18 protein-coding genes and 1 pseudogene are annotated in these 18586 nt (G+C 65.0%); 9 read left to right on the top strand and 10 right to left on the bottom strand.

Translation table 11 applies throughout. The features are described 5' to 3' along the window. The 8 genes and pseudogenes from IVB32_RS41535 to IVB32_RS41500 all read left to right on the top strand — a co-directional run. Positions 1 to 327, top strand: a pseudogene (locus tag IVB32_RS41535) (sulfite exporter TauE/SafE family protein); the annotation flags it as partial. A gap of 102 nt (positions 328 to 429) precedes the next feature. Further along, complete coding sequence (gene radA, locus IVB32_RS41530) at positions 430 to 1875, top strand: DNA repair protein RadA (protein ID WP_018459134.1); 1446 nt, start codon at positions 430 to 432, stop codon at positions 1873 to 1875. Between the two features lie 165 nt (positions 1876 to 2040). Continuing rightward, positions 2041 to 2670 (top strand): CvpA family protein, encoded by a 630-nt coding sequence (locus tag IVB32_RS41525; RefSeq protein ID WP_007592055.1) that lies wholly within the window; start codon positions 2041 to 2043, stop codon positions 2668 to 2670. Positions 2671 to 2698: 28 nt separating this feature from the next. Continuing rightward, positions 2699 to 4204 carry an amidophosphoribosyltransferase gene (gene purF, locus IVB32_RS41520; RefSeq protein WP_085352900.1) on the top strand — a complete coding sequence of 502 codons (1506 nt, stop codon included), beginning with the start codon at positions 2699 to 2701 and terminating at the stop codon, positions 4202 to 4204. 15 nt (positions 4205 to 4219) lie between these two features. Further along, on the top strand, positions 4220 to 4366 hold the full coding sequence (locus tag IVB32_RS41515) for a hypothetical protein (protein ID WP_247368429.1): 147 nt from the start codon (positions 4220 to 4222) through the stop codon (positions 4364 to 4366). A 120-nt stretch (positions 4367 to 4486) separates the two neighbouring features. Next, positions 4487 to 5227: an SDR family NAD(P)-dependent oxidoreductase gene (locus IVB32_RS41510; RefSeq protein ID WP_247368432.1), complete on the top strand. Its 741-nt coding sequence runs from the start codon at positions 4487 to 4489 to the stop codon at positions 5225 to 5227. A 78-nt stretch (positions 5228 to 5305) separates the two neighbouring features. Beyond that, the gene (locus IVB32_RS41505) at positions 5306 to 6454 is read left to right on the top strand and encodes a hypothetical protein (RefSeq protein ID WP_085395968.1); all 1149 of its coding nucleotides are present in this window, start codon (positions 5306 to 5308) and stop codon (positions 6452 to 6454) included. Positions 6455 to 6624: 170 nt separating this feature from the next. Further along, the gene (locus IVB32_RS41500) at positions 6625 to 7851 is read left to right on the top strand and encodes an ABC transporter substrate-binding protein (RefSeq protein ID WP_247368434.1); all 1227 of its coding nucleotides are present in this window, start codon (positions 6625 to 6627) and stop codon (positions 7849 to 7851) included. Between the two features lie 99 nt (positions 7852 to 7950). Here the strand turns inward: IVB32_RS41500 and IVB32_RS41495 are convergent, their stop codons facing one another. The 8 genes from IVB32_RS41495 to IVB32_RS41460 all read right to left on the bottom strand — a co-directional run bounded on the left by IVB32_RS41495 (position 7951) and on the right by IVB32_RS41460 (position 16832). Next, positions 7951 to 9207, bottom strand: coding sequence for a TCR/Tet family MFS transporter (locus tag IVB32_RS41495; protein ID WP_247368437.1), 1257 nt, complete (start codon positions 9205 to 9207; stop codon positions 7951 to 7953). Continuing rightward, positions 9204 to 10586 (bottom strand): ribosome biogenesis GTPase Der, encoded by a 1383-nt coding sequence (gene der / locus IVB32_RS41490; protein ID WP_247368442.1) that lies wholly within the window; start codon positions 10584 to 10586, stop codon positions 9204 to 9206. The genes IVB32_RS41495 and der overlap by 4 nt, the downstream gene beginning before the upstream one ends. A gap of 104 nt (positions 10587 to 10690) precedes the next feature. Then, entirely contained in the window at positions 10691 to 11239 is a 549-nt protein-coding gene (locus IVB32_RS41485) for a hypothetical protein (protein ID WP_247368444.1), read from the bottom strand. Positions 11240 to 11258: 19 nt separating this feature from the next. Continuing rightward, entirely contained in the window at positions 11259 to 11912 is a 654-nt protein-coding gene (locus IVB32_RS41480; RefSeq protein ID WP_247368445.1) for a tetratricopeptide repeat protein, read from the bottom strand. Positions 11913 to 12080: 168 nt separating this feature from the next. After that, entirely contained in the window at positions 12081 to 13673 is a 1593-nt protein-coding gene (locus IVB32_RS41475) for a class I adenylate-forming enzyme family protein (protein ID WP_247368448.1), read from the bottom strand. A gap of 73 nt (positions 13674 to 13746) precedes the next feature. Next, the gene (locus IVB32_RS41470) at positions 13747 to 14331 is read right to left on the bottom strand and encodes an NnrU family protein (RefSeq protein WP_247368450.1); all 585 of its coding nucleotides are present in this window, start codon (positions 14329 to 14331) and stop codon (positions 13747 to 13749) included. Between the two features lie 71 nt (positions 14332 to 14402). Further along, on the bottom strand, positions 14403 to 14981 hold the full coding sequence (locus IVB32_RS41465) for a hypothetical protein (RefSeq protein WP_247368545.1): 579 nt from the start codon (positions 14979 to 14981) through the stop codon (positions 14403 to 14405). A gap of 231 nt (positions 14982 to 15212) precedes the next feature. Then, positions 15213 to 16832 (bottom strand): peptide chain release factor 3, encoded by a 1620-nt coding sequence (locus IVB32_RS41460; RefSeq protein WP_204510974.1) that lies wholly within the window; start codon positions 16830 to 16832, stop codon positions 15213 to 15215. Between the two features lie 168 nt (positions 16833 to 17000). On the opposite strand from IVB32_RS41460, the gene sugE reads away from it, so the two are divergent. Then, positions 17001 to 17315 carry a quaternary ammonium compound efflux SMR transporter SugE gene (sugE, locus tag IVB32_RS41455; RefSeq protein WP_204510973.1) on the top strand — a complete coding sequence of 105 codons (315 nt, stop codon included), beginning with the start codon at positions 17001 to 17003 and terminating at the stop codon, positions 17313 to 17315. Here the strand turns inward: sugE and IVB32_RS41450 are convergent. Together IVB32_RS41450 and IVB32_RS41445 are read right to left on the bottom strand one after the other, a co-directional pair. Continuing rightward, positions 17308 to 18315 (bottom strand): inorganic phosphate transporter, encoded by a 1008-nt coding sequence (locus tag IVB32_RS41450; protein ID WP_247297484.1) that lies wholly within the window; start codon positions 18313 to 18315, stop codon positions 17308 to 17310. The genes sugE and IVB32_RS41450 overlap by 8 nt on opposite strands. A 15-nt stretch (positions 18316 to 18330) precedes the next feature. Next, positions 18331 to 18586: DUF47 family protein (locus IVB32_RS41445; protein ID WP_247413172.1), on the bottom strand; the 256-nt coding region annotated here is incomplete at its 5' end.

The raw sequence follows: 18586 nt of genomic DNA, 5'->3' as shown, positions 1-18586 counted from the left end.
TATCTCACCGGCATCGTCGTCTCCACCGGCCCGCTCAGCGTGCCGCTATTCCTGTTCTACGGCTTGTCCCGCGGCGCTTTCCTCGCCACCGAAGCGGCATCTTCGCTCGGGCTCTATGTTGCGAAATCCGTGACCTTCGAACGTTTCGGCGCGCTGACCGGCGATGTGTTCGTCAAAGGCCTGGTCGCAGGATCGTCGCTGATGGCCGGCGCCTTCATCGCCAAACGCTTCGTGCTGCGCTTGAAGCCGGAGATGTTCCGCTTGGTGATGGACGCAATCATGATCGCGGCCGGCCTCTCCATGCTCTGGAACGCGGCGCAGCCGTAGCCGGGCTTCGGGGAGCGCCCGGACTCACTCTCTCGACCCGTCATTCCGTGCTATCAGCAAACCTGAAACCCCCGACTCGCTGTCCCCGGACTCGCTGTCCCCATGGCCAAGAACACACTTTCCTTCGTCTGCCAGAACTGCGGCGCGGCCTATAACCGCTGGCAGGGCAAGTGCGAGTCCTGTGGCGAGTGGAATACGCTCGCGGAGGAGGACACGACCGGCAGCGTGCCGGTGTCGATCCGCTCCAAGCGCAAGGGGCGGACCTTCGCGCTCGAGAGCCTGTCCGGAAAAACCCAGGACGCCCCGCGCCTGTCCTCCGGCATGACGGAGCTCGATCGCGTGACCGGCGGCGGCTTTGTCCGCGGCTCGGTGCTGCTGGTCGGCGGCGATCCCGGCATCGGCAAGTCGACGCTGCTGACGCAGGCCACAAGCCTGCTCGCGCGCGCCGGACACCGCGTCGTCTACATCTCCGGCGAAGAGGCGGTCGCGCAGGTGCGGTTGCGCGCCGAACGGCTCGGGCTGTCGGATGCGCCGGTGCAGCTCGCCGCCGAAACGTCGGTCGAGGACATTGTCTCGACGCTGTCTGAGGGCGCGGTGCCGCGGCTGATCGTGATCGATTCGATCCAGACCATGTGGACCGACACGGTGGAATCGGCACCCGGCACGGTGACGCAGGTGCGCGCCTCGGCGCAGGCCCTGATCCGTTTTGCCAAAAGGACCGGCGCGGCCATCATCCTGGTCGGCCATGTCACCAAGGACGGACAGATCGCCGGCCCTCGCGTGGTCGAGCACATGGTCGATGCGGTGCTGTCGTTCGAGGGCGAAGGCTCGCAGCAATTCCGCATCCTGCGCGCCGTGAAGAATCGTTTCGGGCCGACCGACGAGATCGGCGTGTTCGAGATGACCGGGCTTGGCCTGCGCGAAGTCACCAATCCTTCCGAGCTGTTTTTGTCGGAGCGCGATCTCGGCACGCCCGGCACCGCAGTCTTCGCGGGTATCGAGGGTACAAGACCCGTTCTGGTCGAATTGCAGGCACTGGTGGCGCCGACCTCGCTCGGCACCCCGCGCCGGGCCGTGGTGGGCTGGGATCCGAGCCGGCTATCGATGGTGCTGGCGGTGCTGGAAGCCCATTGCGGGGTGAAGCTGTCCGGCCACGACGTCTATCTGAACGTCGCGGGCGGCCTGCGCATCCACGAGCCCGCGGCTGATCTGGCCGCCGCGGCGGCGCTGGTGTCCTCGCTGGTTAATGCGCAGTTGCCCTCCGATGCGGTCTATTTCGGCGAGATCTCGCTGTCCGGCGTGGTGCGCCCGGTAGCGCAGACCCCGGCCCGGCTGAAAGAAGCGGCAAAACTCGGCTTCCAGCGTGCCGTTCTGCCCGAATCGGCCCGGGGCGAAGCCGGCGGCGATGCCGGCTTGTCGCTGAACGCGATCAACAGCCTGACGACATTGGTCGCCGAGATCGCCGCACGCGGCTCCCGGCGGGGCGACTCGAGCGCACCGGCAGAGAAAAATGCCACACCAGCAAGATTCCGCCGTGGAGAGGGTTAGCCGGTGGTGACGTCCCCCGCCCTCGCCGCTATACAGCCGTCACAAAAGCAGCATGGGATTGCGTGGTTGCGGCCTTGCCGGGAACGTCGTCTGGCCCTCACTTAGGGCGGCGGCCAAGCACCGATTCGCTGAGCACCTTGAAGTACGAGCGGACCAGACCAGCCGATGCCAGTAACCATCCTCGACCTGATCCTGCTCGGTGTGATGCTGATTTCGGGCCTGCTCGCCATGGTTCGCGGCTTCATGCGCGAGATCCTGTCGATCGCGGCCTGGGGCACGGCGGCGATTGTCACGCTTTATTCATTCTCGAAGCTGCTGCCGACCGCAAAGACCTATTTCAACAACGATACCGTCGCGAGCGTGGTCGTGGTTGCCGGCGTGTTCGTGGGCACTTTGGTCGTGGTCTCCGTGATCACGGTCCGGATCTCCGACATGATCCTGGATTCGCGCATCGGCGCACTGGACCGCACCCTCGGCTTTCTGTTCGGGCTGGCGCGCGGACTTTTGATCGTCGTGGTCGCCTTCCTGTTCTTCACCTGGCTCGTGCCGGACAAGCAGCGCCCGGATTGGGTCACGGGGGCCAAATCCCGCGTGGTGCTGCAGGGAACCGGGGATTGGCTGATGGCCCTCTTGCCTGACGACCCCGAGAACACCATCTTGAAGAGATTCAAGAAAAACAAACCAGATGAAGAGCAAACTGATTCCGAGCAGCAGCCTTCGGGCAGTGGCGACGGATACAGCAAACCGGCTCGTGACAGCCTTAAAAAGCTGATCGAGAAACCCGCGGCGCGTTGATTAAGCCCTAACGAGAGGCTCGGACGAGATGCGAAATCCTGACCAGGACGCCCTACTTGATCTCGGCCCGGCCGCGCTGGAACTTCAAGACGATCTGGAGGGGGATACGCTGCGCGAGGAATGCGGCGTCTTCGGCATCTACGGCCACCCCGATGCCGCCGCCATCACGGCGCTCGGCCTGCATGCCCTTCAGCACCGCGGCCAGGAAGCCGCCGGCATCGTCTCCTATGACGGCGGCCGCTTTCATTCCGAACGCCGCCTCGGCCTCGTCGGCGACACCTTCTCCCGCCGCGAGGTGATCGATCGCCTGCCCGGCACAATGGCAGTCGGCCATGTCCGCTATTCCACCACCGGCGCGACGATCCTGCGCAACGTGCAGCCCCTGTTCGCCGAACTGAATGCCGGCGGCCTTGCGGTCGCCCACAACGGCAACCTCACCAACGGCCTGACGCTGCGCCGCGAGCTCGTGAAGAACGGCGCGATGATGCAGTCGACCACCGACACCGAGGTGATCCTGCACCTCGTCGCGCGCTCCAGGCGCAGCCGCTTCATCGAACGCTATATCGACGCGTTGCGCGAGATCGAGGGCGCCTATGCGCTGGTCTCCCTGACCAACAAGAAGCTGGTCGGTGCGCGCGATCCGCGCGGCATCCGTCCGCTGGTGCTCGGCGAGCTCGATGGTTGCCCGATCCTGACCTCCGAGACCTGCGCACTCGACATCATCGGCGCGCGCTTCGTCCGCGACATCGAGCCCGGCGAGGTCATCGTGTTCGACGAGAGCGGCCAGGACATCCACAAGCCGTTCCCGCCGATCGCGCCGCGCCCCTGCATCTTCGAATACATCTACTTCTCCCGTCCGGATTCCATCGTCCACGGCCGCTCGGTCTACGAGGTACGCAAGGCCTTCGGCGCGCAGCTCGCGCGCGAGAGCCACGTGCCGGTCGACGTCGTGGTGCCGGTGCCGGATTCCGGCGTGCCCGCCGCGGTCGGCTATAGCCAGCATTCCGGCATCCCGTTCGAACTCGGCATCATCCGCAACCACTATGTCGGCCGCACCTTCATCCAGCCGACGCAGGCGATCCGCGAATCCGGCGTGCGCATGAAGCATTCGGCCAACCGCGCCGCGATCGAAGGCAAGCGCATCATCCTGATCGACGATTCGCTGGTCCGCGGCACCACCTCGAAGAAGATCGTGCGCATGATGCGCGATGCCGGCGCCAAGGAAGTGCACTTCCGCCTCGCCTCGCCGCCGATCCTCTATCCCGACTATTACGGCATCGACCTGCCGGACCGTGGTGGTCTTCTTGCGGCGACGCATTCGCTGGAAGAGATGCGCGAGATCATCGGCGCCGACTCGCTCGCCTTCCTGTCGATCGACGGCATGTACCGCGCCATGGGCGAGCCCGGCCGCGACCCCGCCAATCCGAAATTCTCGGATCATTGCTTCACCGGGGCGTATCCGACCCACCTCACCGACCAGACCCAGACCGAGCAGCAGCCGCGGCAATTGTCGCTGCTTGCGGAGGCGAGCTGACGCGAGGCCGCCACGATGCAAGCCATCATCGCAATCGTCGGCGGTCTGATGTTGGTCGGATTTATCTGGTTTGCCTTTCGCCAAGGCAGCAAGGTCACCCCGGAGGATCGCCCGGATCGAAGCGGGCAAACCAACTATGGCGGCGGTGGCGGAGATAGCTAGCGCGGCCTTCGATCGAGACAGTTCCGGAAAATGCCAACTCTCGCCAGCGCTGGATTGAGAGAGCCTAAATTCCGTCGTGGCCGGGCTTGTCCCGGCCATCCACGCCTGTAAAACGCCGCCATGACAAATCCTCTCGCCAATCGCATCGCTCTCGTCACCGGCGCCTCGCGCGGCATCGGCTTCGCCACGGCCAAGGCGCTGGCCAAGGCCGGCGCGCATATCGTCGCCGTGGCGCGTACGCAGGGCGGGCTGGAAGAGCTCGACGACGAGATCCGCAAGGATGGCGGCAGCGCCACGCTGGTGCCGCTCAACCTGACCGATTCCGACGGCATCGCGCGGCTCGGCGCCGGCCTGCACGAACGCTACGGCAAGCTCGACATCCTCGTCGGCAATGCCAGCGTGCTCGGCCCCTCCTCACCGATCGGCCATATCGAGCTGAAGGCCTTCACCGACGTGATGGCGGTCAACGTCTCCGCGAATTTCCAGCTGATCCGCTGCATGGAGCCGCTGCTCAAGCAGTCCGACGCCGGCCGCGCGGTGTTCATCACCTCGGGCGCCGCCAACAAGGCCACCGCCTATGTCAGCCCCTACGCGGCGTCCAAGGCGGCGCTGGAAACGCTGGCGCGCGCCTGGGCGCAGGAGACCGCGAATACGAAGCTGCGCGTCAATCTGTTCAATCCGGGCCCCGTCCGCACCCGCATGCGCGCGACTCTGATGCCGGGCGAGGATCCGGCGACACTCGATACAGCCGAGCAGGTCGCCGAATTCATCGTGCCGATGTGCGCGCCTGATTGGACCGAGACCGGCAAGTTCTACGACTACAAGACCCGCAGCCTGATGAGCTTCCGCTCCCCGGCCTGATTGACTTGATGGTCTCCCCGCGATTGACTGCCCGCGCTCAAGCGGCAGCAAGCTGCAGGCCAATAAAGGGAGGTTGCCATGGCGCCATGGCGGAATCGCGCAGGCTCGACGCATGCGCTCGCAAATGTCTCTCGCGTCCTCTCCGTCCTGATCGCGGCCGTCGCGTTTGCGCTTCCGGGCGCGGCGACCGCCGGCGATGTCCCGACCTTCGCGGTCGATGCGTCCTGGCCAAAGCCGTTGCCGAACAACTGGATCCTCGGCCAGGTCGGCGGCATCACCGTCGACTGGCAGGGCCACATCTGGGTGATCCATCGTCCCCGCTCCCTCACCGACGACGAGAAAGGCGCGAGCCTCACCCCGCCGCGTTCCAAATGCTGCGTGTCGGCGCCGCCGGTGCTCGAATTCGACAGCGACGGCAATCTGCTGCGATCGTGGGGCGGCGCGGGCGAAGGCTATGAATGGGTCGGCCGCGAGCATGGCATCGAGGTCGACGAGCGCGGCTTCGTCTGGGTCGGTGGCAATGCCGACAATGATAACGCCATCCTGAAATTCACGCTCGACGGCAAGTTCGTCGCCCAGATCGGCAAGATCGCGCCGAGCCTCGGCAGCAACGACACGACGCAGCTCGGCAAGCCCGCCGAGACCGCGATCGACAAGGCCGCCAACGAAATCTACGTCGCCGACGGCTACGGCAATCGCCGCGTCATCGTGTTCGACGCGACCACGCTCGCCTACAAGCGGCACTGGGGCGCCTACGGCAACAAGCCCGACGACACCAAGCAGGCGGCGTATGATCCCAAGGCGCCAGTGTCCCAGCAGTTCGGCAATCCCGTCCACTGCGTGAAGCTCGCCAATGACGGCCTCGTCTACGTCTGCGACCGCATCAACAACCGCATCCAGGTGTTCAAGACGGACGGCAGCTTCGTGAAGGAGTTCTTCTTCGAGAAGAACACGCTCGGTAACGGCGCGGTGTGGGATGTCGCGATCTGGCCCGACCCGAAGCAGACCTGGCTGCTCAGCGCCGACGGCGAGAACAACGAGATCAGGGTGATCAAGCGCGAGGACGGCAACGTGGTCGGCAGCTTCGGGCACAACGGCCGCAATGCCGGACAATTCCACTGGGTGCATGCCATGGCGATCGACGCCAAGGGTAACGTCTATACCGCCGAGGTCGACACCGGGAAGCGCATCCAGAAATTCAAGCTGACATCGGACGCGCTGAAATAGCGTCTCGACGCATTTTCTCCAAAAGTTAACGGAGGGATGACGCTGCGACGCAGCGTCATCCGGCTTTAGGCGCATTGCCGCCGGCCGTGGGACACGGTAGAGCCATCAGCCGGAACAAGGCTCCCATTCAAGAGAGCCGTCCGCATGTTTGACAATGGAGGAAATCTTTTATGACGACGACGTTCGCGCGCCGCTCTGCGGCCCTTCTGGCCTGTGCCGCCTTCGGTTTTGCCACATCCGCCTTCGCCCAGGACAAGACGGTCACGATCGGCGTGCTCAACGACATGTCCAGCCTCTATGCCGACATCGGCGGCCCCGGCGCCGTGGCGGCGGTCAACATGGCGGTGGAAGATTCCGGTCTTCGTGCCAAGGGCTGGAAGATCGATGTGATCAGCGGCGACCACCAGAACAAGCCGGACGTCGGCGTCAACATCGCGCGGCAGTGGATCGACACCCAGAAGGTCGATGTGATCGCCGACACCCCGAACTCCGGCGTGGCGCTGGCCGTCAGCAACGTCGTCAAGGAAAAGAACGCGGTCCTGCTCAACAATGGCGGTGCCAGTGCCGACCTCACCGGCAAGGCCTGCAACGCCAACACCATCTCCTATACTTACGACACCTACATGCTCGCCAACGGTACCGGCAAGGCGCTGACCAAGGCCGGCGGCGACAGCTGGTTCTTCCTGACCGCCGACTACGCTTTCGGTGCCGCGCTCGAGCGTGACACCAGCGCGGTCGTCACCGCGAACGGCGGCGAGGTGCTCGGCGGCGTCAAGCATCCGCTCAACACGTCGGATTTCTCCTCCTTCCTGCTGCAGGCGCAGAACTCGAAGGCGAAGATCATCGGTCTCGCCAATGCCGGCGGTGACACCACCAACTCGATCAAGCAGGCGGCCGAGTTCGGCATCGTCGAAGGCGGCCAGAAGCTCGCCGCGCTGTTGCTGTTCATCAACGACGTCCACTCGCTCGGTCTGAAGACCGCGCACGGCCTGACCTTCACCGAATCCTTCTATTGGGATCTCAACGAAGGCACGCGCGCCTTCTCGAAGCGCTTTCAGGACAAGGTCGCCAACAAGGCGATGCCCTCGATGACGCAGGCCGGCAATTATGCCGCCGTGCTGCATTACCTCAAGGCCATGGACGCGCTCGGCGGCAATCCGCATGACGGCGCCAAGGTCGTCGCCAAGATGAAGGAGCTTCCGACCGACGATCCGCTGTTCGGCAAGGGCCCGCTGCGCGAGGACGGACGCCGCATCATTCCCGCCTTCCTGTTCGAGGTGAAGAAGCCGGAAGAATCCAAGGGACCGTGGGACTATTACAAGCTGATCGCCACCATCCCGGCGGAAGATGCGGCCAAGCCGCTCAAGGACAGCGAGTGCCCGCTGGTGAAGAAGTAAAGGCATTGGTGTCGCAGGGTGGGCAAAGGCGCGAAAGCGCCGTGCCCACCATCTCTCCACAACTGAAGAAGGCGGTGGGCACGCTTCGCTTTGCCCACCCTACGTAACCGTCTTCGTCGCTCCCAGCGCCCGCACCGCGATCGCCACGCACATCACCATCAACACCGCCGCGAGCAGGAACGGCGCGCCGGGCAGCTGCCACGGCGCGCTGACGCCGATGAAATATGAAAACGTCAGCGTGAACAGGAACGGGCCGACGAGCTGCGACACGCTCTGCACGCTCGCGGTCGCGCCCTGCAACTGGCCCTGCTGATCGGGCGCGACCAGCCGCGTCATCAGCGATTGCATGGCGGCGCCCGAAATGCCCCACAGCGACATCACGGGAATGCCGATCCAGAACAGCGGCCCGGTCGGCGCCGCGCCGAAGATCACGAAGCCGACTGCGCCGCAGCACAGGCCCATCAACAACGCGTTGCGTTCGCCGAGCACGCGCACGATCGGGCCGATCGCGAGCCCCTGCACCACCATGGCGCAGATGCCGACCATCGCCAGCGTCAACCCCACGGTTTTCGAATCCCAACCGTAGCGATAGGTGGCATAGAGCACGAAGGTCGAGGGCAGCACGACATGCGCGACCTGCGCGATGAAGTTGACGACGGACAACGCAGCGAGCACGGCGTTGGAACGCAGCAGGCGGAGCGCTCCGAGCGGATTGGCGCTCCTCCAGCGGAACGGCGCGCGCTTATCCGGCGCCAGCGATTCCGGCAGGATGAAGAGCCCATAGAGTGCATTGGCAAAGCTCAGGGCCGCCGAGGCCCAGAACGGCAGGCGCGGATCGATATCGCCGAGCAGACCGCCCAGCGCCGGGCCCAGCACGAAGCCGGCGCCGAACGCAGCCCCAATCCTGCCGAACACCGCGGCGCGCCGCTCCGGCGGCGTGATGTCGGCGATATAGGCAAAGGCGGTCGAGATGCTGGCCGAGGTGATGCCCGAGATGACGCGGCCGACGAACAGCCAGACCAGCGACGGCGCCAGCGCCATCAGCACATAATCCGCCGCGAGCCCGAAATTCGACAGCAGCACCACCGGCCGCCGCCCGAAGCGATCCGACAGCGCGCCGAGCACCGGCGAGAACACGAACTGCATCAGCGCCCAGGCGGTGCCGAACAGACCGAAGATGCGGGCCGCATGCGCCGTGTCGTTGTCGACGAAGCTCTCGATCAGTTTTGGCAGGATCGGCATGATCACGCCGAGCGCGAGCATGTCGAGCAGGATGGTGACGAAGATGAAGGCGACCGCGCCGCGCCGGACCGGCGCTGCGCCCTGCGCCATCGCCTCGCAGGCGTCGTTGCTCACGATGGTCGCTTGCGCTTGTGGGCGAACGGATTGGCCTTCTCGCGCAAGGTGATGCGCACCGGTGTGCCCGGCAGCTCGAAGGCCTCACGCAGCGAATTGGTGAGGTAGCGCAGATAAGACTGCGGCACCGCGTCCGCACGCGAGCAGAACAGCACGAAGCTCGGCGGGCGGGCCTTGGTCTGCGTGATGTAATTCAGCTTGAGCCGTCGGCCGGACACGGCCGGCGGCGGATTGGCCTGGACCGCCTCCTCGAACCAGCGGTTCAGCGCCGCGGTCGACACACGCCGGTTCCAAAGCGCATAGGCATCCTGGATCGCCTGCATCAATCGATCGATGCCCTCGCCCATCAAGCCGGAGACGGCGACGATCGGCGCGCCCTTGATCTGCGGCAGCAAATGATCGGCGTCGCGGCGCAGGTTCGAGATCGCACCGCCACCCTTGCTCTCCATCAGGTCCCATTTGTTGACGGCGAGCACGACGGCGCGACCCTCGCGCTCGATCAAGTCGGCGATGCGAAGATCCTGCTCCTCGAAGCGGTTCTGCGCATCCATCATCATCACGACGACTTCGGCAAAGCGCACCGCGCGCAGTGCGTCGGCGACCGAGAGCTTCTCGAGCTTCTCCTCGATCCGCGAGCGCCGGCGCAGACCCGCGGTGTCGAACACGCGAAACTCGCGGCCTTTCCAGTTGATCTCGACCGCGATGGAATCGCGCGTGGTGCCGGCCTCCGGGCTCGTCAGCAGGCGCTCCTCGCCGAGCAGATGATTGATCATCGTCGACTTGCCGGCGTTGGGCCGGCCGACGATCGCGACCCGGATCGGGCGCGTGGCGGCCTCTTCCTCGGTCAGCGGCTCGTCGTCTTCAAACTCTTCGTCCTCCACCGGCTCCGGCATCAGCGGGCGCAGAGCGTCGTAGAGCTCCCCCATGCCCTCGCCGTGTTCGGCCGAGATCTGGATGGGATCGCCGAGGCCCAGCGCGAAGGCCTCCATCGCGCCGACATCGCCATGCTTGCCTTCGCTCTTGTTGGCGACCAGCAGCACCGGCTTGTTGGCCTTGCGGGCGAAATCGGCGAAGGCGCGATCGTTGGGCGTGAGGCCCATGCGGGCATCGATCACGAAGAACAGCGCGTCCGCCTGTGCGATCGCGGCCTCCGTCTGCTCCTGCATGCGGGCGGTCAGCGAGCCCTTGGCACCCTCATCGAGGCCGGCGGTGTCGATGATCGTGAAGTCGAGATCGCCGAGCCTGGCCTCGCCCTCGCGGCGGTCGCGGGTGACGCCCGGCAGGTCATCGACAAGCGCGAGCTTTTGCCCGACCAGGCGGTTGAACAGCGTCGACTTGCCGACATTGGGCCGGCCGATAATGGCAATCTTAAAGGACATGGGTCATTCGTGCGCTGCCGGAGCCGCGCCTGTCAATGAAATGAAGACAATTGTTTGAGCATGATCTTTTCGGAAAACCGCTTCACACTTTTCCGGATCATGCTCTAGCGCGAGAAGCTGCCGCTCGGCATCGGCGCCGGGAAGGCGCCCTGCGTTTGCTGCTGGGTGGTCTGGGTCGGTTGCGCCTGCTGGACGGGTTGATCGGGCGGCGGCGCGGTGGTGCGCTTGCGCACGATCTTCTGCCTCGGCGGCGGAGTGGCCGCAGGCGGCGCGGCCTCGGGCTGGGCCTCGCCATCGACTTCGCCGGCGGGCGCCTCAGCCGGCGCGACGGCCGCGCTGGCCGGCTGCCTGGTCTTTTTCGCCTTGGCCCCCTTCGCCGGCTTCGGCTCAGGCTGGGGCTCCACAGGCAAGGCCGCAACCGCGGGTCCGTTCGGATCGGGCTGTTGCTGCGCGCCCTTGTACATTTCCTTCGGAACGCCCTGCTCGAGGCCCGGCACGCCTTCCGGGAACACCGGTTTGCGGTCGCCCGGCAGCTTCTTCTTGGTATCGAGGAAGTCGAGCATGTCGCTCGGATCGAAGCTGGAGCAACCGCCCAGCACGCCCGTGAAGGCGATCAGGACGGCGGCTGCGATCAAGCGTGGCGTGCGGCGCATATCGGTATCTCGTCTCAGCTCAGCTCTTCGCTACGGGCGGCAGCAGGGCCTGCAGCGCTTCGGCGCGTGAGCGCAGGCCGGGCGGCGTTTCGCCATCCTCGGCAATCGTGTCGAGCCATTTGCGGGCCGCGGTCATGTCGTTGTTGCGCCAGGCCGACAGCGCCAGCATCTCGCGGGCGGTATGACGGAAGGTCGATTTGGGCGCGGTGGAGGCGTCCAGCCGCTGCTGCATGTCGGCATAGCCAGCACTGTCGAGCAGGAGACCGGCGGCGCGGATCTTCGCCAGATCCTGCCACTCGCCGCCTACGCTGCGGTCGGCGGCGATGTCGTCATACAGCTTGGCGCCTGCCTTGGGATCGCGGGCCGCCGCCTCGGCCGCAGCACGCAGCCGCGCCAGGGTGCGATAGCCCGATGGAGCCTTGGCAGCGAGCTCTGTGAAGGCCGCCTCGGCCTCCGCATGCTTGTCCTGCTCGGACAGCTCTGCGGCCTTTTCGAAGGCGGCGCCGGCCTCGGCAGCCTTCTTGGCCTCAAGATATTGGTAAGCGCGCCATCCGCCCACGGCGGCGACGATCAGCACCATCAGGGCGATGAAGACGATCGAATATTTGTCCCACAGCTTCTTGAGCTGTTCGCGACGTACTTCCTCGTCCACTTCGTCAAATAATTCAGACACTTATGCTAATCCCATGCCCGTCCGGGTGCGCGCGCCAAGCGTTCGCGACAGGAATCCCGTCCCCCACGTCGCGGCGGGGTACCCTAACGATATGGCGGTGGCAAGGCAAAGCGAGCCCGATCAAGGCGTTAACCACCCGGGAGAGCCCGGAGAGACCGCCTCCCCGGGTCAGGCTCCCAACAACTCCCGCAGCTGCCGCTTCAGCACCTTGCCATTGGCATTGCGCGGCAGCGGCTCCGCTGTGATCACCATGGTCTCCGGCACCTTGTAGTCGGACAGCCGCTCCGCGCACCAAGCGCGCAAGGCCTCGCGGTCCACCGGCGCGCGCGTCACCACCACAGCGTGAACGCGTTCGCCCAGCACCGGGCACGTCTTGGCGACGATCGCGCTCTCGACCACGGCCGGGTGGCCGGCCAGCACGGATTCGACCTCGGCCGAATAGATCTTGAGGCCGCCGCGGTTGATCATGTCCTTCTGCCGGTCGAACACCCGGACAAATCCCTCCGCGTCGACCGAGCCGAGATCGCCGGAATGCCAGAACCCGCTGGTGAAGCTTTCGGCCGTGGCTTTCGGGTTGTTCCAATAGCCCTTGATCACGGAGGCACTCTGGATCCAGAGCTCGCCGATCTCTCCAGGTGGCAGCTCACGCCCGTCCGCCCCCATTGCCAGGATGCGCGCACCCGGACACGGCAGGCCGACGCTGTCGATATGGCTTGCGGTCAACCTGCCCGGCATGATCGTGGACGGCGACGTGGTCTCCGTCGCACCGTAGCAGTTCGCCAGCTCGAGGCCGGGAATCGACGCCTTGAGTTTCTCGATGGTGGCGACCGGCATCGGTGCGCCACCAAAGCCGCCGATGCGCCAACTCGACAGATCGTAGCTCGCGAAATCGGGCTGGAGCAGGCAGAGATTGTACATCGCCGGCACCATCACCGTATAGGTGACGCGCTCGCGCGCGGCGAGCTTGAGATATTCGCCGGCTTTGAACTCCGGCATGATGATCAGCGCGCCCCCGCAGCAGATCATCGTCGTGATATTGGCGACGACGCCGGTGACGTGGCCGAGCGGCACCGCCGCGATCGAGCGGTCGGCCGCCGTCAATTGCAGGCAGGACACGAAGATCATCGACGAATGGACGATGTTGCAATGGGCCAGCATCGCACCCTTCGGCTTGCCTGTCGTGCCCGAGGTGTAGAGGATCATCGCGGTGTCCTCCTCGCTCACGTCGGCCGGCGCGGACGCCGGTGGATTGTCGGCGAGCGTGTCGAAGCACGACTGGGCCGGATCGCTGTCGATGGCGATGCGATGGACCACATCGGGCACGTCTAGCGCATCAGGCAACCGCTCGGCGAGCGCAGCTTCGTGGATCAATAGCTTGGCGCCACAATCCGCCAGCACATAGGCGATTTCCGGCTTCTGCTGCCGCGTGCTGAGCAGCACCGTGATGAGCCCCTCATGCGCGGCAGCAAACAGCAGCAGCGGGAATTCGACCCGGTTGCCGAGCAGGATCGCGACACGATCGCCGCGCTGCAATCCGAGCTTGCGAAATCCCGCCGCGATCCGCGCAGCCTGCTCCGCCGCCTGCCGCCAGCTGAGCCGGACATGGCCCGAGATCAGTGCTTCGCCCTCGGGATTGCGGGCGCAGGCGTCCGCAATCATCGCCCACAGGCTTGACGGCCGATCGCAAAAGGCCGGCACGACCCGATCGCCGAAGCGCGCCTCGAACCGCATCGGCGGGATCTGAGATTGCGACCAGTCCATCGGGATGCCCTTGGCTTGTTGCTCTTGTTACCTTCCGCGCATGTGCATGCCGGTCCTGTCTTGTGCTGATCGGCTAGCCGCCCATCACGGGAACACCGATCACGACCGGATGGAACGCAAACGCCAGCGCCAGATATGCGACGATTCCGACTGCGATCGCGATCAGATCGTTGGTGACGCCGCCCACCGGAATCGGCGGACCGCCACCATCGGTGCGACGCTTCAGCGTGATGCGATCATAGACCGCCCAGCCGAGGAAGGAGCCAAACAGGATGATGGAGCCGAGATCGCCATTGGCCAGAAGATGCGCCGCCGCCCACAGCTTGATGCCGGCCAGCATCGGATGCTTCAGCGTCGCATAAATGCGGCCGCGCAGATAGGACGCAACCACCAGGATGACGGCAGGCAACATAAGCGCGAGCGTGATGTGCTTCAGCGCCTTCGGCGGATACCAGACATCGATCCAGCCGGTCGCGCGGTAGTGGGCAAAGCCCCAGATGATCAGTGCGAGCCCCGCAAGCGAGGCAAGCGAATAGAGGATTTTGTAGGTCCCCTCGCCCAGTCTCGCGATGGCCTGCGCGCGCGCGTCGCGTTTCGTTGTGAACACATGCGCCGCAAAAAACAGCGCAAGCCCCAGGATCATAACCAGCAGACCCACGAGATTCTCCCCTCAACCAGCGCCCCAGCCCATGGCGTATCATCGATTGGCCGCGGCTCGCAACTGATGGGCTACTTGCCGATCTCGCGATTGTCGACATAGCGGATCGCGATCGGCCGCCCGGCAAGGGCACCGCCAAGACCGGCGGTGAATTTCAGCGGCAGGCAGGCGTTCAACGATGAATTGATCGCCTTGAGATAGGTGGTTTTCGTCTCGGCGGGGACGCCTGCGGTCGCAAAGGTCAGGCGCGGCGGGCCGATCAGGCCGCCCGATTTGTTGAAGCTGAAACGCACGGCGATCTGCATGCCCGCGCGCGCATTGTCCGATGGCGGCGACCAGCAGGTGCGCAGCTCGGCGAAGAGATCGCCGATCGTATCGAGATCGTGATCCGGCTTCTGGTATTTGGCGTGGTCGGCCTCTGCCGGCACGCTTTGGATCGTGAGCTGGAGGTTCTGACCGTAGGGATAGTCGATCTCGGGAATGCATGGACCAGGCTCAAGCGGGCTGCAATAGGACGGCGTGCAGGGCCTGCCGTCGAGAACGCTGCACGGTTCGTGCGAAAACGGAATTGGGTTGATTTGCCGCGGCCGAGCGTCGGCGGCGATCGTCGAGATCGCCAGCAGGAGGAAAACAAGGATGCCGCGCCACATGAAGCGAACTCGCAAGGCCACATGGGTGAACGTGGCATTGCCGTCGGCAACGTCAAGCCTGCGGCTGTTCACATGCGCGCGTCCAAGGACGGTGCCGTCGTCCGGCTTGACCGGGCGACCCAGTACTCCGAGACGTTTGTGATTGAATCGAGAGGCTGCGGCGTACTGGATGCCCCGCTTTCGCGGGGCATGACAGCGGAGGGGGAGTGGCTGCAGAGCGCACGAAACGCCCTAGCCCTTCTTCTTGACGTCCTTGACGTTGGTGAACTCGATGCCCTCGGCACGTTCCCTGGTGTAGCCGAGATAGAACTCGTTTCGCGCCAGATAGACGGGATCGCCGTCGACATCGTCGGCGATGCTGGAGGTGTTGGCAGAGATGAAGGTGTCGAGCTTCTTGCGGTCGTCCGAAGAGACCCAGCGCGCAAGCTGGAACTCGCTGACCTCGAATTCGACAGGCAGGGAATATTCCGCATCCAGCCGCGCCTTGAGCACGTCGAGCTGCAGCGCGCCGACGACGCCGACCAATGCGGGCGCGCCGTCGCGCGGGCGGAACACCTGCACAACGCCCTCTTCCGACATCTGCTGAAGCGCTTCCTTCAGCTTCTTCGCCTTCATCGCGTCGGTGAGACGCACGCGGCGGACGATTTCCGGCGCAAAGCTCGGTACGCCGACGAAGTTGAAATCCTCGCCGTCGGTCAGCGTATCGCCGATGCGCAGCGTGCCGTGATTGGGAATGCCGACGACGTCGCCGGCATAGGCCTCGTCCGCGACCGAACGGTCCTGCGCGAAGAAGAATTGCGGGCTGGACAGCGGCATGCTCTTGCCGGTGCGCACGAGCTTCGCCTTCATGCCGCGGCTGAGCTTGCCGGAGCACAGGCGGGCAAAGGCGATGCGGTCGCGGTGATTGGGATCCATGTTGGCCTGGATCTTGAACACGAAGGCGCTCATGCGCGGGTCGGTGGCTTCGACCTTGCGCTGGTCGCTCTCCTGCGCGCGCGGCTCGGGCGCGAACTTGCCGAGCCCTTGCAACAGGTCGCCGACACCGAAATTGCGCAGCGCGCTGCCGAAATAAACCGGCGTCAGATGGCCCTCGCGAAAGGCTTCGAGCTCGAACGGTTTTGAAGCCGCGGTGACGAGCTCGAGCTCGTCCTTGACCGCCGATACGTCGAGATTGGCGTTGAGCTTGGCGAGCTCGGCGATCTCGATCTGCTGCGCCGCGCCGGTCTTGGCGCCGCCGCCTTCGAGCAGGCGCACGCCGCCATTGACGACGTCGTAGGTACCGAGGAACTCGCGGCCGCGGCCGACCGGCCAGGTCATTGGCGTGGTATCGAGCGCCAGCGTCTTTTCGATCTCGTCGAGCAGCTCGAAGACGTCGCGGCTCTCGCGGTCCATCTTGTTGATGAAGGTGATGATCGGGATGTCGCGAAGACGACAGACCTCGAACAGCTTCCGGGTGCGCGCCTCGATGCCCTTGGCGGCGTCGATCACCATGACGGCGGAATCGACCGCCGTGAGCGTGCGATAGGTGTCTTCCGAAAAGTCTTCGTGGCCCGGCGTGTCCAGCAGGTTGAACACGAGGCCCTCGAACTCGAAGGTCATGACCGAGGTCACGACCGAGATGCCGCGCTCGCGCTCGATCTTCATCCAGTCCGAACGCGTGTTGCGCCGCTCGCCCTTGGCCTTGACCTGGCCGGCCAGATTGATGGCGCCACCGAACAGCAGCAGCTTTTCGGTCAGCGTGGTCTTCCCGGCGTCCGGATGCGAGATGATCGCAAACGTACGCCGCCGCGACACTTCAGCGGCAAGCGAGGAACGGGCCGTCGATTCGGCTGTGGTGGCGATGTCGGACATTGCGGCAGCGTTTGGCAGGGAAAATGAGCCTGATCAAGCCTCATCTGGTGATTGCGGAGCCTTCCGGCCAGCCCCATATCCGGCTCGGATCAGGTTGGGACGGACGGCCTTCCCTTTCTATCAGCACACCAGTCGCGGGGACGACCCTGCCTTGAATGGAGGGTCGTCATGGCCTGGAGCATCCTGTTCGTCGCCGGTCTGCTGGAGGTCTCCTGGGCGATCGGCCTCAAATATACCGAGGGGTTCACCAAGCTCGTTCCGTCGGTCCTCACGCTTGGCGCCATGGCCGGCAGCATCATCCTGCTCGGGCTCGCCCTCAAATCGCTGCCGATTGGAACCGCTTATGCAGTCTGGACCGGCATCGGCGCGGTCGGTACCGCGACGCTCGGCATCATCCTGTTCGGCGAGCCGGCCACCGCATTCCGCCTCGCCAGCATCGGGCTGATCGTCGCCGGGATTGTCGGACTGAAGCTGGTTACCTGAGGAAGATCTTGACCGCCCACCAGCTCAGCGCGGCGACGATGGCCGAGGCCGGCATCGTGATCACCCAGGCATAGACGATCGAGCTGGCGACGTTCCAGCGCACCGCCGAGAGGCGGCGGGCGGCGCCGACGCCGACGATGGCGCCGGTAATCGTGTGGGTTGTCGAGACGGGAACACCGAGGAAGGTCGCCATGAACAGGGTCGCGGCACCGCCGGTCTCGGCGCAAAAGCCCTGCATCGGGGTCAGCTTGGTGATGCGCAGGCCCATGGTCCGAACGATGCGCCAGCCGCCCATCAGCGTCCCCATCGCCATCGCGGCCTGGCACGCGAGCACCACCCAGAAGGGGACGAAGAATTCGCCGCCGAGCTGGCCCTGCGAATAGAGCAGCACGGCGATGATGCCCATGGTCTTCTGCGCGTCGTTACCGCCATGGCCGAGCGAATAGAGCGAGGCGGAGGCGAATTGCAGGATGCGGAAGGCGCGATCCACGGCAAAGGGCGTGGAGCGCACCGAGGCCCAGGAGACGATCGCGATCAGCACCATCGCGAGCAGGAAGCCGACGAGCGGAGACAGCACGATGGCGATGACCGTCTTGGACAATCCGCTCCAGACCGCCGCCGAGAGGCCGGCTTTGGCCACACCGGCACCAAACAAGCCGCCGATCAATGCATGAGACGAGGACGATGGGATGCCGAGTGCCCAGGTCACAAGGTTCCAGACGATGGCGCCGACGAGCGCGGCGAAGATCACCTGAGCATCCACGATCGCGGGATCGATGATGCCGGTGCCGATAGTCTGGGCAACGTGCAGCCCGAACACCATGAAGGCGACGAAGTTGAAGAACGCGGCCCAGAACACCGCGTATTGCGGCCGCAATACGCGGGTCGAGACGATGGTCGCGATCGAATTGGCGGCGTCGTGCAGGCCGTTCAGGAAGTCGAACAGCAGCGCGACGGCGATCAATCCGACCAGGACGGGAAGACCCAACGCAACATCCACGGCGTGGCCCCTGCCCTAAACTTGCTCGATGACGATGCTGTTGATCTCGTTCGCGACGTCGTCGAAGCGGTCGGCGACTTTCTCGAGATGGTCGTAGATCTCTGCGCCGACGATGAAATCCATCGCGTTGCCGCCGCGATGCTTGAGGAACAGTTCCTTCAGCCCGATATCATGGAGATCGTCGACGCGGCCTTCCAGCTTGCCAAGCTCTTCCGTGATCGCGGTCAGCATGGCCACGTTCTGACCGATCTTCTGCATCAGCGGCAGCGCG

This window comes from Bradyrhizobium sp. 23, from assembly GCF_023073295.1.
In the GTDB taxonomy this organism is placed as follows: domain Bacteria; phylum Pseudomonadota; class Alphaproteobacteria; order Rhizobiales; family Xanthobacteraceae; genus Bradyrhizobium; species Bradyrhizobium canariense_D.
This window is presented reverse-complemented; position numbering and strand designations above follow the sequence as displayed.

What these genes read in the sequence shown, in the direction of transcription:
- radA (WP_018459134.1), top strand. Translation starts at nt 430, where the DNA reads ATGGCCAAGAACACACTTTCCTTCGTCTGCCAGAACTGCGGCGCGGCC.
- IVB32_RS41525 (WP_007592055.1), top strand. Translation starts at nt 2,041, where the DNA reads ATGCCAGTAACCATCCTCGACCTGATCCTGCTCGGTGTGATGCTGATT.
- purF (WP_085352900.1), top strand. Translation starts at nt 2,699, where the DNA reads ATGCGAAATCCTGACCAGGACGCCCTACTTGATCTCGGCCCGGCCGCG.
- IVB32_RS41515 (WP_247368429.1), top strand. Translation starts at nt 4,220, where the DNA reads ATGCAAGCCATCATCGCAATCGTCGGCGGTCTGATGTTGGTCGGATTT.
- IVB32_RS41510 (WP_247368432.1), top strand. Translation starts at nt 4,487, where the DNA reads ATGACAAATCCTCTCGCCAATCGCATCGCTCTCGTCACCGGCGCCTCG.
- IVB32_RS41505 (WP_085395968.1), top strand. Translation starts at nt 5,306, where the DNA reads ATGGCGCCATGGCGGAATCGCGCAGGCTCGACGCATGCGCTCGCAAAT.
- IVB32_RS41500 (WP_247368434.1), top strand. Translation starts at nt 6,625, where the DNA reads ATGACGACGACGTTCGCGCGCCGCTCTGCGGCCCTTCTGGCCTGTGCC.
- der (WP_247368442.1), bottom strand. Translation starts at nt 10,586, where the DNA reads ATGTCCTTTAAGATTGCCATTATCGGCCGGCCCAATGTCGGCAAGTCG.
- IVB32_RS41485 (WP_247368444.1), bottom strand. Translation starts at nt 11,239, where the DNA reads ATGCGCCGCACGCCACGCTTGATCGCAGCCGCCGTCCTGATCGCCTTC.
- IVB32_RS41475 (WP_247368448.1), bottom strand. Translation starts at nt 13,673, where the DNA reads ATGGACTGGTCGCAATCTCAGATCCCGCCGATGCGGTTCGAGGCGCGC.
- IVB32_RS41465 (WP_247368545.1), bottom strand. Translation starts at nt 14,981, where the DNA reads ATGTGGCGCGGCATCCTTGTTTTCCTCCTGCTGGCGATCTCGACGATC.
- IVB32_RS41460 (WP_204510974.1), bottom strand. Translation starts at nt 16,832, where the DNA reads ATGTCCGACATCGCCACCACAGCCGAATCGACGGCCCGTTCCTCGCTT.
- sugE (WP_204510973.1), top strand. Translation starts at nt 17,001, where the DNA reads ATGGCCTGGAGCATCCTGTTCGTCGCCGGTCTGCTGGAGGTCTCCTGG.